Source organism: Streptomyces macrosporus (assembly GCF_039533145.1).
Lineage (GTDB): Bacteria > Actinomycetota > Actinomycetes > Streptomycetales > Streptomycetaceae > Streptomyces > Streptomyces macrosporus.
The window spans coordinates 1-13,969 of the sequence record NZ_BAAASZ010000012.1 but is presented as its reverse complement, the minus strand read 5'-3'; the positions used below and the strand labels follow the sequence as shown (position 1 = coordinate 13,969).

Genomic DNA, 13,969 nt, shown 5'->3' with positions numbered 1-13,969 from the left:
GTTCGGCGGGAATCTGCCGCCATGACTGAGACCATCCACCACACCCCCAGCACCGCCCGGCAGGCCGATCCCTTCCCGGTGAAGGGGATGGACGCGGTCGTCTTCGCCGTGGGCAACGCCAAGCAGGCCGCGCACTACTACTCCACGGCCTTCGGCATGCGGCTCGTGGCCTACTCCGGCCCCGAGAACGGCAACCGGGAAACCGCCGATTACGTCCTGGAGTCGGGCTCCGCCCGCTTCGTCCTCACGTCGGTCATCAAGCCCACCACCGACCGCGGCCGGTGGCTCGCCGACCACGTCGCCGCGCACGGCGACGGCGTGATCGACCTCGCCATCGAGGTGCCGGACGCCCGGGCCGCGTACGCCTACGCCGTCGAGCACGGCGCCACCGGCCTGGAGGAGCCGTACGAGCTGAAGGACGAGCACGGCACGGTCGTGCTCGCCGCCATCGCCACCTACGGCGAGACCCGCCACACCCTGGTGGAGCGCTCCGGCTACGACGGCCCCTACCTGCCCGGCTACGTCGCCGCCGACCCGATCGTCGAGCCCCCGGCCCGCCGTTTCTTCCAGGGCATCGACCACTGCGTGGGCAACGTCGAGCTCGGGAAGATGGACGAGTGGGTGGCCTTCTACAACAAGGTCATGGGCTTCACCAACATGAAGGAGTTCGTCGGCGACGACATCGCCACCGAGTACTCCGCGCTGATGTCGAAGGTCGTCGCCGACGGCAAGCGGAAGGTGAAGTTCCCGCTCAACGAGCCGGCCGTCGGCAAGAAGAAGTCGCAGATCGACGAGTACCTGGAGTTCTACGGCGGCCCGGGCGTGCAGCACATCGCGCTGGCCACCAACGACATCGTCGCCACGGTGCGGGCCATGCGCGCCGCCGGCGTGGAGTTCCTGGACACCCCCGACTCCTACTACGACACCCTCGGCGAGTGGGTCGGCGAGACCCGGGTGCCGATCGAGGAGCTGCGCGAGCTGAAGATCCTCGCCGACCGGGACGAGGACGGCTACCTGCTGCAGATCTTCACCAAGCCCGTGCAGGACCGTCCCACGGTGTTCTTCGAGATGATCGAGCGTCATGGCTCCATGGGCTTCGGCAAGGGCAACTTCAAGGCCCTGTTCGAGGCGATCGAGCGCGAGCAGGCCAAGCGCGGCAACCTCTGAGCCGGCTCCCCCGAAAAGCCCGCCCCCGCTCCGTGGCCCCGCCTCCCTGACGGCGGGGCCACGGCCCGTTTCCGGCGCGTCCCGCGCCGTCGCCGGGCCGCCGGACGCGGGCGGCCCGGATCACCGGGTGCGGATCACCACGGTGCGCACGATCTTGTCGTGGAGCCCCTGGCTGTGGGGCTTGTCCCAGGTGGCCCACAGGTAGGCGAGCGGGACGCAGAGCATGTTGTTGACGAGCCACGCCAGCAGGTGCCGGCCCAGCGCGGCGCCGAAGCCCACCGGCCCGCCGGTCTCCAGACGCACCACCTTCAGCCCGAACAGCCGCTTCCCGACGGTGCCGCCGGTGGCGGTGAGGAGCGGGTCGTAGAAGAAGAGCGCGAACAGGATCGTGAGGACCATGCCGACGACCGCCAGCGCCAGAGGCGCTCCCTCGGGTTCGGTGTCCAGGTACGTCCCGATCGGGACGATGACGGCGATCGCGAGGGCCGCCACGAGGAGCGTGTCCACCAGCTTGGCCAGGAACCGCTTGCCCAGGGGGGCGACCAGCTCCGGAGGCGGCCCCGGCAGCGGGGGCGGCGCATACGCGTACGCGTAGGGCGGGGGCGCGGGGTGGCCGATGGGCACGGGCGGGGGCATGTCGGGCGGCGGAGGCGGCGGGTAACTCATGGGGCGTAATCCAAGCAGCGTCCGCCCGGACCGCCAAACGGCTTTCCCCTCCGTTCCCCGTCCGTTGACTCCGCGTCCCGTTCGTCCCTTTTCCGCGCGCTTCCCCGGCCGGTCTCGCGGTGCCCGGGGCGCCCGGCCGCCCGGGTCGCGGGCGGCCGGGCTCGGGGTCAGTCGGCGACCTGGAGCAGCAGGTCGGGCGAGAGGAGGTTGCCGCTGATCCGGTTGCGGACGGCGGCCGCCTTCAGGGCCTCCGACACCTGGGCCGGGGCGGCCGTCGGGTGCCCGTCGAGGTAGACGGCGGCGGCTCCGGCCACGTGGGGGGTGGCCATCGACGTTCCGGAGAGGGTGTTGGTCGCCGAGTCGCCGGTGTGCCAGGCCGAGGTGATGGAGGAGCCGGGGGCCAGGAGGTCCACGCCGAGGCCGAAGTTGGAGTACGAGGCCATCGAGTCGTCGCTCTCGGTCGCGCCGACGGTGATGGCCTCGGTGACGCGCGCCGGCGAGTGGAGGAGCACGGGTGCGCCGGAGTTGCCCGCCGCGACGGCGTAGGTGATGCCGGAGGCGATGGAGTTGCGCACCGCCTCGTCGATCGCGGGGTCGATCAGGCCGCCGAGGCTCATGTTCACCACCGCCGGCTTGCGCGCGTGCTCCGTCACCCACTCGATGCCCGCGACGACCTGGGAGGTCGTGCCGGCGCCGGTGTCGTCCAGGACGCGGACGGCGACGATGTCGGCGTCCTTGGCGACGCCGTGGGAGGCCCCGGCGACGGTGGCGGCCACGTGGGTGCCGTGTCCGTGGCCGTCGGAGGCGATCGTGTCGCCGTCGACGGCGTCGTAGCCGTACCGGGCGCGTCCGCCGAAGTCCTCGTGGGTGACACGGACCCCGGTGTCGACGACGTACACGGTCACGCCCTCACCGGCGGGGTCCGGGTGGGTGTAGGAGTGGTCGAGCGGCAGGTCGGGCTGGTCGACGCGGTCCAGGCCCCAGGAGGGCGGGTCGGGCTGGGTGGCCGCGATCGTGATCCTCCGGTCCGGTGCCACGGTGGCGACGGAGGGGTCCTTCGCCAGGCGCTCGGCCTCGGCCGGGGTCATCCGGGCCGAGAATCCGCGGAGCGCGCTGGTGAAGGTGCGGCCGAGCGCGGCTCCGTAGCGCTCGGCCAGGGTGCCGCTCCGTTCCCGGGCGGTCTTCGGTGTCAGGGCGCCCGCCTCGCCCTCGAGTATGACGACGTATCCGCTCTCCTTCGGGGACGGCTGCGCGGCGCCCGCCGATGCCGGGGTGCCGAGGCCGAGTGCGGCGGTGACCACCGCCGCCGTCAGCCCGACTGCCGTACGGCATCGGGATGTTCTCGCCACTGTCTTCACTGCGTGATCCTCCTCGCGGCCGGGAAGCGTCTGCGCGGACGGCAAACCGGCGGGACGGATTCCACATCCCGCCGCGAGGAGAATGGGTTACCGGCGGTTACAAAACAAGATCGCCGCGGGGATCTCCACACCGGCTCCGCACACCGTCACCCCGGCGCCCCATCGTGCGCCGGGCGCGCGGACGCGCACGGCCACGCCCACGGCGCGGACGCGGGGCCGGTCGGCGGACGGCGGACGGCGGCTAGCAGCTCGGTACGCGTCCGCCCTCCCGCAGCGCCTCGAGCGCGTCGAGGGCGCCGTCCAGGGTGGTGACGGGGATCAGGCGCAGGCCGTCGGGGAGTTCGGCGCGGGCCGCCTCGCACTCGGCCTCGGGCACCAGGAAGACGGTGGCGCCGTCGCGCCGGGCCGCCTGGGTCTTCAGCGGGACGCCGCCGACCGGGCCGACCTTCCCGTTCGCGTCGATGGTGCCGGTGCCGGCGATCGTCCGGCCGCCGGTGAGGTCGTCGCCGTCGACCTTGTCGACGATGCCCAGGGCGAAGAGCAGCCCGGCGCTGGGGCCGCCGATGTCCGACAGGCGCAGGTCCACCTCCACCTCGTCCTCGGACAGGCCCAGTTCGCGCAGCGCGGCGGCGACGGCCGCCTCCTGCGACTCCTCCATCTGGGCGGTGGTGTGCTCCTCGATCTCCTCGGGGTCGTCGCCGACCGGGTAGACCGCCTCGCGCGGCATCACCGCGCGGTCGGTGTCGAACCAACCGTCCAGCACGTCGCCCAGGCGCACGGTCGTCTCCGGCGTGGTCGCCGCGATCGTGGTCGCCAGCAGCTCGCCCTCCGAGGCACGGTCCTCCCCCTTGGGGTCGCCGCCCTCGGAGACGGTGATGACCGGCCTGCCCTTGTACTCGCCCAGGACGTTCGCGGTGTCACCGGGCTGGGCGACCGAGAACGGCAGCGGGGCGAGGGAGGCGACCGCGAGCAGCGCGGTGACGAGCGTCCCGCAGACCGCGAGAGTCCGTGTGCGAGGAGTGAGAGCCGGCATGGGAGTGAATCTAGTTCACCGCGGCGGCGGGCGCGGCGGTGGGCGTCCGGCCCGCCGGCGCGCGCCCGACCCGCGCGCGGACGGTCACCGCAGGAAGTCGGCGACCTCCCGCGCCGCCTGGACCACGCGCGGACCCACCTTCTGGGGCACCGACTCCGAGAGCATCACCACGCCGACGCTGCCCTCGATGCCGTTCACGCCGAGCAGCGGGGCGGCGGCGCCGCAGGCGCCCGCCTCCAGCTCGCCGTGGGTGAGGACGTAGCCGTCGGTCAGGTCCCGCTCGGGATGGCGGCCGGCGAGGATCGCGCGGCCGGCGGCCCCCTTGTCGAGGGGGTGGCGGAATCCGGTGCGGTAGGCGACGTGGTAGTCGGTCCAGCTCGGCTCGACGACGGCGACGGCCAGGGCCTCGTTGCCGTCCACCAGGGTCAGGTGCGCGGTGGCGCCGACGTCCTCGGCGAGCGCCCGCAGCGCGGGCAGGGCCGCCTCCCGCACGAGGGGGTGCACCTGCCGCCCCAGCCTCAGCACGCCCAGTCCGACGCGGGCACGGCCACCCAGGTCCCTGCGCACCAGGGAGTGCTGCTCCAGGGTGGCGAGCAGTCGGTAGACGACCGTGCGGTTGACCCCGAGTTTGTTGGACAGTTCGGTGACGGTCAGGCCGTGGTCGGTGTCGGCGAGCAGTTTGAGGACGCGCAGCCCTCTGTCGAGCGTCTGAGAAGTCTCCGCGGTCACGACGCCCCCTCCTCGGGTGTGTGCCGACGGCTCCGCTCCGGGGTGTGCCTCGCCGGTCCCGTCGGCGGACACGAGTGCCTGGTCGTTCCCGGAAAGCCGCCGGTTGGTCTGGCGGGTCGCACCGGCTGCGCTCCGGGGCAGAGCTGCCACGGGGCGTGTGCGTGTCGGGAAACTTAGCGACCGTCAACACCCCTTCGAAAGAGTCCGTCCAGAATCCGGGCATCGGTGCACTGGTTTATCCGCATTGCGTACAGCAGCAGGTCACGCCGGTCCGGGTCGTTCGCAGGAGACGGCTCGACATGTGGACACACCGGTACGTACGCGCAGGGGCCCCTACCAACCGGTAGAGACCCCTGTGCCGGGACGGAGCGGACGTCACCGCATCCGCGTCGCCCACTCCCGCACCTTGGCGATCCGCTGCTGCAACTGGCCCGCCGTGGCCTGTGCCGTGGGCGGCCCGCCGCAGACCCGGCGCAGCTCGGTGTGGATCACGCCGTGCGGCTTGCCGCTCTGGTGGGCGTACGCGCCGACGAGCGAGTTGAGCTGCCGGCGCATCTCCAGCATCTCCTTGTGGGTGACCACCGGACGCTTCTCGGCGGGCGTCTCCAGCAGGTCGGCCTCGTTGTCCGGCTTGCGGCGGCTGTGCGCGATCTGCCGCGCCTGCCGCTTCTGGAGCAGCAGTTGCACCTGGTCGGGCTCCAGCAGCCCGGGGATCCCCAGGTAGTCCTGCTCCTCCTGGCTGCCGGGGTGGGCCTGCATGCCGAACTCGGCGCCGTCGTACATCACCCGGTCGAAGACCGCGTCGGACTCCAGCGCCTCGAAGGGCAGCTGGTCCTGGTCGCCGGTGTTCTCGTCCTTCTGCTGCTCGGCCTCCTTGAGGAGGTCGGCCTCCTCCGCGTACGGGTCCTCGTCCTCCCCGCCCTTCTTGGGCTTGTCCAGGACGTGGTCGCGCTCGACCTCCATCTCGTGGGCGAAGCCCAGCAGCATGGGGATGGTGGGCAGGAAGACGGACGCGGTCTCGCCGCGCCGCCGGGAGCGGACGAAGCGGCCGACGGCCTGGGCGAAGAACAGCGGCGTGGAGATGGTCGTGGCGTACACCCCGACCGCCAGGCGCGGCACGTCCACGCCCTCCGACACCATGCGCACGGCCACCATCCAGCGGTCGTCGGACGCGCTGAACTCCTCGATCCGCTTGGAGGCGCCGGTGTCGTCGGAGAGCACGACGGTCGGCTTGGTGCCGGTGATCTCGCGGAGCAGTTTGGCGTAGGCCCGCGCCGAGTCCTGGTCGCTGGCGATCACCAGCCCGCCCGCGTCCGGGATCGACTTGCGGACCTCCGTCAGCCGGGTGTCGGCCGCGCGCAGCACGCTGGGCATCCAGTCGCCGCGCGGGTCGAGCGCGGTGCGCCACGCCTGGGAGATGGCGTCCTTGGTCATCGGCTCGCCGAGCCTGGCCTCCAGCTCGTCGCCGGCCTTGCTGCGCCAGCGCATGTTGCCGCTGTAGGAGAGGAAGATCACCGGCCGCACGACGCCGTCGGCCAGTGCCTTGCCGTAGCCGTAGGTGTAGTCCGCCACCGAGCGGCGGACGCCCTCGGCGTCCTCGGCGTAGGTGACGAACGGGATCGGGTTGCTGTCGGAACGGAACGGGGTGCCGGTCAGGGCCAGCCGGCGGGTGGCCGGCTCGAACGCCTCGAAGCACGCCTCGCCCCAGGACCTGGTGTCGCCGGCGTGGTGGATCTCGTCCAGGATGACCAGCGTCTTGCGCTGCTCGCAGCGGTTGCGGTGCAGCATCGGGCGCACGCCCACGCCCGCGTAGGTCACCGCGACCCCGTGGTACTCGCGGCCGAGCGGGCCCGCGCTGTACTCCGGGTCCAGTCTGATGCCCACTCTCGCCGCGGCCTCGGCCCACTGCTTCTTCAGGTGCTCGGTCGGCGCGACGACGGTCACCTGCTGGACGACGTGGTGGTGCAGCAGCCAGGAGGCGAGGGTCAGCGCGAAGGTCGTCTTTCCCGCGCCCGGGGTCGCCACGGCGAGGAAGTCCCGCGGCTGCTTCTCCAGGTAGAGGTCCATCGCGGCCTGCTGCCAGGCGCGCAGCTTGTTGGCCGTGCCCCAGGGGGCGCGACCGGGAAAGGCCGGCGAGAGGTGGTGGGACGTGGTGGTGGTGGACACGGTCTCCGTCGTGCTGGGTCGGCGATGGGACCGCGTCAGCCTATCGGGACCGCCTCGCCGCCCTTCGGGGACGCCCGGAGGGCGGGACGGGGTGCGACGGAGGTCACACGCCGGCGTGCAGCGCCCGCGGGGCCGCCGCGACGAGCGGCACTTCCTGCGGCTTGCCCGCCGCGACGTCGATCACGAAGTCGTGCGCCCGGTCCTGATCGACGGCCGCCGTGTCCACCCCGTTCGGGTCGGGGAAGACGGCGGTGCGCATCCGGGCCGGGCGCTCGTCGCCGTCCACCGGAGGACGGTCCGAGAGCGGTACCGGGCTACTTCCCGGCCGGCTCCTCCGCGCGCAGCCGCCCCGCCACCAGGGCGCCCACCAGGGCGACCGCCGCCGCCGGAAGGTAGACGGCCAGGAACGCCACCGGGTGGGAGGTGGAGGCCGCGGCCTCCCCCGCCCCGTGGCCGACGCTGACCGAGCCGCCGCCCAGGGCGGCGAAGACCGCGCCGCAGGCGGCGAGCAGCACGATGTTGGACAGGCCGTCGCTGAGCTGGAGGGCGGCGGAGTTGACGCCCGCCTCCTCCGGCTTCGACAGCTTCATCAGCAGCACGCTCGTGGAGGAGATCACCACGCCCATGCCGAAGCACCCCGCCGCCTGGGCGACGGTCGCGACCCACACCGGAACGGCCTCCAGCAGCACCAGCGGGGTGGCCGCGATCCCGGCGGTCACCACCACCATGCCCAGCCGCACCAGCCGCTCGCGGTGCGGCTCCATCCCCGGACGGGACTGGACGAAGGAGCCCAGCGCCCAGGTCGCGCCGCCCGCCGCGAGCGAGAGCCCGGCCAGCGTCACCGACAGCCCGCGCTGGGTGACGAGCATCAGCGGGACGAAGCTCTCGGCGACGATGAACGAGCCGGCCGCGATGCCGCGCATCAGCACCACCGTCGGCAGTCCGCGCGCCGCGCGGAACGTGCCGCGCGGCAGCAGCCCCAGCGCGGCCGGGACCATCAGGGCGGTGCCGAGCACCGCGGGGACGAACGAGAGCCAGCGCAGGTCCTGCCCGGCGTACTGGAGGAGTCCGGCGCCCAGCGCCACCGCCACCGCCAGCTTCATCCGCCGCCGGTCCACGGGCCGCACCTCGCCGGGCGGCGGGCCGGAGGCCGCGCGCCGCAGCGCCGGGAACATGACCGCGACCGGCAGGATCACCAGGGCGGGGATGCCGAGGAACACCCAGCGCCAGCCGAACTGCTCGGTGACCGTCCCGGAGATGAGCGGCCCCACGACGGAGGGGATCACCCAGGAGGCGGCGAAGGCGGCCATCACCGTGGGCTGGAGGTGGGCGGGGTAGGCACGGCTGACGGTGACGTACAGCGCGACGATCACCAGCCCGCCGCCGATGCCCTGCACCGCGCGCCCCAGGACGAACACCCACATGGCCGTCGCCGTGCCCGACAGCAGCAGCCCCACCGCGAAGGCCCCGATCCCGGCGGCGAGCGGCGGCAGCGGCCCCTTGCGGTCGCACCACTGGCCGGAGGCGACCATGCCCAGCAGGCTGGTGGTGAAGTACGCGGAGAAGGCGAACGCGTACAGCGCCACCCCGTCGAGCCGGTCGGCGGCGACGGGCATGGCCGTGCCGACGGCCGTCGCCTCGAAGGCGATCAGGAGGACGACGGTGACGATGCCCAGGGTCAGCGCGCGGTAGGCGCGGCCGAGCACCCCGCCCCCGGTCTCCGGCTCCACCGGCGGTGCCGGTGCGGGGGGAGCCGGCGGGAGGTCGGGGGCGGCGGGGGCGACTCTGCCCGGGGTGCCGCCGAGGTCGTCGTCGAGTGCGGTCATGCGGCTCAGCGTAAGGCCCGTCACCGACACCGGCACCTGTCGCGGGACGGTGATCGGCTCGGTCGTCGGTCCTAGTGCCACGGCCGCCGCCCACAGCGGACGGAACCCCCAGCGCCCGGTCCGCCCTCCCGGATTCCGCACGCGTCCGAGCCACCCCGAACACGCCCGCGCGCCCGGTCCGTCGGGACCGGGAACCGGCTCCATCACGGGGACATTCGCCTCCACGGCGCTCCGCCCGGCACTGAAACGGGAAGCCGGGGCATACGGAGGGTGGGAAGCCGATGCGGGTGTGAGGGGGCACGGCGGAGAGAAACCCGGTTCCGACGACGGGAGTTGGTGATGGCAGTCGAGTACGGCACCGAGCGGCGCACGCACACGGGCATCCTGGCGGCGGCGGAGGCCGCGTCACCGGTGGAGTCCGTGGACGTGGTCGCACGTGAACTCAGGCGGCGCTTCGGCGCCACCTCGGTGTCGTTCCTGATCACCGACATGACGGGGCACGCCGTGGTACGGCTGAGCACGGCGGGTGAGATCGGCAGCACCGAGAGGGCGGAGCGCGTCGACCTGGCCGGCACCGTCTACGGCGACGTGCTCCGCACCCAGCGGCTCCGGCTGGCGGACTCCGTCGACGGGGACGGCGGGCAGCGGGTGATCGCGCCGGTCACCAACCGGGGCGACTCCATCGGCCTGCTGGAGGTGCGGGTGCCGGGTGGTCCCGATCCCAGGACGCTGCGGGAGATCAGCCGGGCCGCCCACACCCTGGCCTACATCGTCATCGCCAACCGGCGCTTCACCGACCTGTACCAGTGGGGCCGCCGGACCGCCCCGATGAGCCTGGCCGCCGAGATCCAGCACAACCTGCTCCCCTCGGCGCTGAGCTGCGAGGCCGCGCAGTTCGCGGTGGCCGGCGCCCTGGAACCGGCGGGCAAGGTCGGCGGCGACACCTTCGACTACGCCCTGGAGCGCGAGACCCTCCACCTGTCCGTCACCGACGCCATGGGCCACGACGTGCAGGCCGCCCTGATCGCCTCCGTGCTGATCGGCGCCCTGAGGGGCGCCCGGCGCGCGCGCTGCGAGCTGGCGGAGCAGGCCCGCCGCGCCCACCGGGCGATGCTCGACCACAGCGGCGGCGCGCTGGCGACCGGGCTGCTGCTGCGCGTCGGGCTGCAGGACGGCCGGATCGAACTCGTCAACGCCGGCCACCCCTGGCCCCTGCTGCTGCGGGACGGCGAGGTGCGGGAGATCCGGCTCGCCGTCGACCTGCCCTTCGGGGTCCGCTTCCCGCACGGCTACCGGATCCAGAGACTGGGCCTCCGGCCGGGCGACCGGCTCGTCATCCTCACCGACGGCATGTTGGACCACTACTCCGGGTCGGCCGACCTGCCCGCCCTGATCGCGGGCACCCAGGGGCTGCACCCGCGGGAGGCGGCCCAGGTCCTGACCACGGCGGTGCTGGACGCCCACGACGGCGACCTCAGGGACGACGCGACGGTGATGTGCCTGGACTGGTACGGGCCCAGGTCCATGCGGCTGGACGCCGACACCGGCGCCAGCCTCGCCCAGGCGTCCCCCGCCGCGCTCCCCTCCCGCCGGCGCTGAGCCCGCCGGACCGCCGTGCCACGGCGGTCGGGCGGACGGCCGCCCGGCTACGGGCGCGTCATCACCGCGGCCTGCGGGCGGATCGGCAGCCGGTTGACCGGACGTCCCGTGGCCGCGCGCACCGCCGCCGCCACCGCCGCCGGGGAGACCACCACCGGGACCGCGCTCACCGACTTCGCCCCGAACGGGGCGACCACGTCGCGCTCCTCGACCAGCTCGACGATCCTCACGTCCGGGGCGTCCAGCGCCGTCGGCAGCGGATAGGCCGTCAGGTCGGGGTGGCGCACGACGCCCTTGGACACCCGCAGGTGTTCGGTGAGCGCCGCGCCCACGCCCTGGGTGACGCCCGCCTCGATCCGGGCGCGCACCTGCTGGGGGTTGAGGACGCGGCCGACGTCCTGGGCGACGGCCATCTCCACCACCCGGATCGCGCCCAGCTCCACGTCCACGTCCACCACGGCCCGGATCGCGGCGAAGGCCAGACCGACGAAGGCGTCGCCCTGACCGGTGTCGTCCAGCGGCTCGGTGGGGTGCGGGCGGCACTGGGCGGTGGCCCACAGCTCCTTGCCCTCCAGCGCCTCGGCGACGGTGGTGCTGAGCACGCCGTCGTAGGAGGTGATCTTGCCGTCGGCGATGGTCAGCAGCTCGGTGGACATCCCGAACTTCGCGGCCAGCGGTTGGAGGAGCTGGGTGCGCACCATCTTCGCGGCCCGTTCCACCGCGCCGCCCGAGACCCAGGTGTGCCGTCCGCGCGCGCCGGGCCCGGCCGGGGGCTGGTCGGTGTCCACGGGGACGACGTGGACCTCCTCGACGCCCAGCACCTCCTGCACGATCTGCCGGGCGAGGGTGGAGAAGCCCTGGCCGGTCTCCACGGCCGCGCACATCACCGTCGCCACGGGGCCGTTGACCTTCACCGTGGCCGTGGAGACCTCGTCGGCGCCCTCCGCCCCCAGCATGTGGACCATGCCGAGCGCGTAGCCGACGCCGCGGCGCACGGCGCCCGGCTCGCCCGCGCCCTCGGGGCCGCCCGGCAGCAGCCACTCCTCCTCGGGGCTGTCCTTGGGCAGCGGCGGCAGCGGCGCGTCCCGCACGGCGGTCAGCAACTCGGCCACGGGCGCCGGACAGGTGACGGTCTGTCCGGTGGGCAGCAGGTCGCCGGTCGCCATGACGTTGCGCATCCGCAGCTCGACCGGGTCCATGCCCAGCTTGGCCGCGAGCTTGTCCATCTGGCCCTCGTAGGCGGCGCACACCTGCATCGCGCCCTCGCCGCGCAGGTGGCCCGACGGGGGGTTGTTGGTGCGGACGGCCCAGCCGTCGACGACCGCGTGCGGCACGACGTAGGGGCCGGCGGCGAAGGCGACGGCGGCGGCCAACGCGTCGGCGGAGTCGTCGGCGTAGGCGCCGGCGTCCAGCAGGATCTGCGCCTCGACCTTCACCAGGCGGCCCTCGGCGTCGGCGTGGTGCCGGTAGCGCAGCAGGGTGGGGTGGCGGTGGGCGTGGCCGAGGAAGGACTCCTCGCGGTTGGCGGCGAGCTTGACCGGGCAGCCGGTCCGCATCGCCAGCAGCCCGAGGGCGAGTTGGACGCTCAGGTCCTCGCGGTCCGCCGTGGCGCCGGGGACGCCGGTGACGACGACCTTGACCTGCTCGGGACGGAGGCCCAGGCAGGCGGCGGCCAGGTCGCGGTCGGTGTGCGGGTCGGTGGAGGCGGTGTAGATCTCCACCCCGCCGTCGGTGCGGGGCACGGCGAGCCCGGCCTCGGCGCCGATGGGGGCCGGGTCCTGGCGGCCGATGCGGTACAGGCCCTCGACGATCACCTCGCCGACGGCGCTCTCGTCGCCGTACCGCAGGGGGATGTGCCGGATCACGTTGCCGTCGGGGTGGATGGGCTCGGTCTCGAACGCCTTCTCCGGGTCGGTGACCGGCTCCAGCACCTCGTACTCGACCGCGATGGCGGCGGCGGCCAGCCGCGCGGTGTCGGGGTGGTCGGCGGCGACGGCGGCGATGGGCTCGCCGTGGTGGCGCACGACGTCGCGGGCGAAGGCGGGCCGGTCGGCGACGCGGCGGCCGTGGGTGGCCTGGCCGGGCACGTCCTCGTGGGTGACGACGACGCGCACCCCGGGCATCGCGACGGCCTGCGAGGTGTCGATGGAGAGGATGCGCGCGTGCGGGTGCGGGGAGCGCAGGACGGCGGCCCACAGCAGTCCCTCGGCCCACAGGTCGGCGGCGTACGGGAAGGTGCCCTGGGTCTTGGCGAGCGCGTCGGCGGGTTGGAGCGAGGAGCCCAGCCCGTGCCGGGGCTCGGCCGCGTTCGCCGGCCCCGTGGCGGCGCCGGTGAGGGGGACTCCCCCGGCCGGGGTGGCGGTCGCCGCGTCGCTGGTCACTGCGCGCCTCCGTCCTGCGGCAGGTGGTGGTCGTGGGGCGGCTGTCCTCCGTGGCCGCCTTGATGGGGGATGCGGGCCCGGGGGCCGCCGTCCCCCGCCCCGTGGGTCCGGGCCTCCTCCGCCTCCCGGGCCTCGGCGAGCGCGGCGGCCGCGGCCTCCCGCTCGGCGACGACCATGCGCACGGCGTCGAGCACGCCCCGGTAGCCGGAGCAGCGGCAGAGGTTGCCGCTGATGGCCTGACGGGCCTCCAACTCCGTCGGGTTGTGGTTGCCTTCGAGCAGGTCGTGGAGGGTCATCGCCATGCCCGGAACGCAGAAGCCGCACTGCACGGCGCCGCAGGCGGCCAGCGCCCGCTGCACGTCGCAGGGCGTGCCGTTCTCGGCCAGCCCCTCGACGGTGCGGATCTCGGACCCGGCGGTGGTCGCGGCGGGCACCAGGCAGGAGGCGACGAGCCGTCCGTCGACCTGGACGGAGCAGGCGCCGCACTCCCCCTGCGAGCAGCCGTCCTTCGCCCCGGCCAGGCCGAGGCGCTCGCGCAGCACGTAGAGCAGCGACTCGCCGAGCCAGGCGTCGACCACGGGCCGGTCGACCCCGTTGACGCGCAGGACGTACGAGACGTGCGGGTGCTCGCTGTCGACCGCGGACGCCACGGGGACGGACCCGTCCTCGACGCCCGTACCGGTCTCCCCGGCCCGGGCGGCGGGGTCCTGGGCGGGGTCCTGGACGGCGGTGTCCTGGACGGGGACGTCCTGGACGGTGTCCCGGGCGGGGACGTCCTCGGCGGGGGCCTCGGGAACGGGGGCCTCCGGGGCGTCCGGCGCCCCCGGCTCCCGTGCCGCGTCCTCCGGCGGGGTCCCGGCGCCGTCCGCGGCGGGCTCCTGTCCGGGCCCCGCCGGGTCGGCCGGCCGCCGCGCGGCGGGCGGCTCGGGTGCCGCCCCGGCCGCGGGGGCCAGGTACTCGCCGGAGTCGTCCGGGCTGCCCGCCGCCGCGAACGGGATCGACCACTGGCCGGTCGCGCCCGGCGCGGGCGACGCGCTCCAGTCC

The 13,969-nt window shown here is 74.2% G+C and carries 11 protein-coding genes; 2 read left to right on the top strand and 9 right to left on the bottom strand.

Annotated elements, in window-relative coordinates; all coding sequences use genetic code 11:
- Nucleotides 1-21 precede the first annotated feature (21 nt).
- Nucleotides 22-1,167, top strand: coding sequence for a 4-hydroxyphenylpyruvate dioxygenase (gene hppD, locus ABD335_RS07150; RefSeq protein ID WP_344321251.1), 1,146 nt, complete (start codon nucleotides 22-24; stop codon nucleotides 1,165-1,167).
- Between the two features lie 120 nt (nucleotides 1,168-1,287).
- On the opposite strand, the gene ABD335_RS07145 is transcribed toward hppD, so the two are convergent.
- The 7 genes from ABD335_RS07145 to ABD335_RS07115 form a co-directional block, all read right to left on the bottom strand.
- Nucleotides 1,288-1,833, bottom strand: coding sequence for an RDD family protein (locus tag ABD335_RS07145; protein WP_344321250.1), 546 nt, complete (start codon nucleotides 1,831-1,833; stop codon nucleotides 1,288-1,290).
- Nucleotides 1,834-2,000: 167 nt separating this feature from the next.
- Nucleotides 2,001-3,191 carry a S8 family peptidase gene (locus ABD335_RS07140; RefSeq protein ID WP_344321249.1) on the bottom strand — a complete coding sequence of 397 codons (1,191 nt, stop codon included), beginning with the start codon at nucleotides 3,189-3,191 and terminating at the stop codon, nucleotides 2,001-2,003.
- A 241-nt stretch (nucleotides 3,192-3,432) separates the two neighbouring features.
- Nucleotides 3,433-4,224, bottom strand: coding sequence for a S16 family serine protease (locus ABD335_RS07135; protein ID WP_344321248.1), 792 nt, complete (start codon nucleotides 4,222-4,224; stop codon nucleotides 3,433-3,435).
- Nucleotides 4,225-4,308: 84 nt separating this feature from the next.
- Nucleotides 4,309-4,953: an IclR family transcriptional regulator gene (locus tag ABD335_RS07130; protein WP_344321247.1), complete on the bottom strand. Its 645-nt coding sequence runs from the start codon at nucleotides 4,951-4,953 to the stop codon at nucleotides 4,309-4,311.
- 375 nt (nucleotides 4,954-5,328) lie between these two features.
- Complete coding sequence (locus tag ABD335_RS07125; RefSeq protein WP_344321246.1) at nucleotides 5,329-7,119, bottom strand: DEAD/DEAH box helicase; 1,791 nt, start codon at nucleotides 7,117-7,119, stop codon at nucleotides 5,329-5,331.
- A gap of 103 nt (nucleotides 7,120-7,222) precedes the next feature.
- Nucleotides 7,223-7,405 (bottom strand): hypothetical protein, encoded by a 183-nt coding sequence (locus ABD335_RS07120; RefSeq protein WP_344321245.1) that lies wholly within the window; start codon nucleotides 7,403-7,405, stop codon nucleotides 7,223-7,225.
- A 28-nt stretch (nucleotides 7,406-7,433) separates the two neighbouring features.
- Nucleotides 7,434-8,945, bottom strand: coding sequence for an MFS transporter (locus ABD335_RS07115; RefSeq protein WP_344321244.1), 1,512 nt, complete (start codon nucleotides 8,943-8,945; stop codon nucleotides 7,434-7,436).
- A 339-nt stretch (nucleotides 8,946-9,284) separates the two neighbouring features.
- Here ABD335_RS07115 and ABD335_RS07110 point away from each other — a divergent pair, with 339 nt between their 5' ends.
- Nucleotides 9,285-10,544, top strand: coding sequence for a PP2C family protein-serine/threonine phosphatase (locus tag ABD335_RS07110; RefSeq protein WP_344321243.1), 1,260 nt, complete (start codon nucleotides 9,285-9,287; stop codon nucleotides 10,542-10,544).
- 47 nt (nucleotides 10,545-10,591) lie between these two features.
- On the opposite strand, the gene ABD335_RS07105 is transcribed toward ABD335_RS07110, so the two are convergent.
- Complete coding sequence (locus ABD335_RS07105; RefSeq protein WP_344321242.1) at nucleotides 10,592-12,925, bottom strand: xanthine dehydrogenase family protein molybdopterin-binding subunit; 2,334 nt, start codon at nucleotides 12,923-12,925, stop codon at nucleotides 10,592-10,594.
- A partial coding sequence (locus ABD335_RS07100) for a (2Fe-2S)-binding protein (protein ID WP_344321241.1) occupies nucleotides 12,922-13,969 on the bottom strand: 1,048 nt, incomplete at its 5' end. The genes ABD335_RS07105 and ABD335_RS07100, both read right to left, overlap by 4 nt.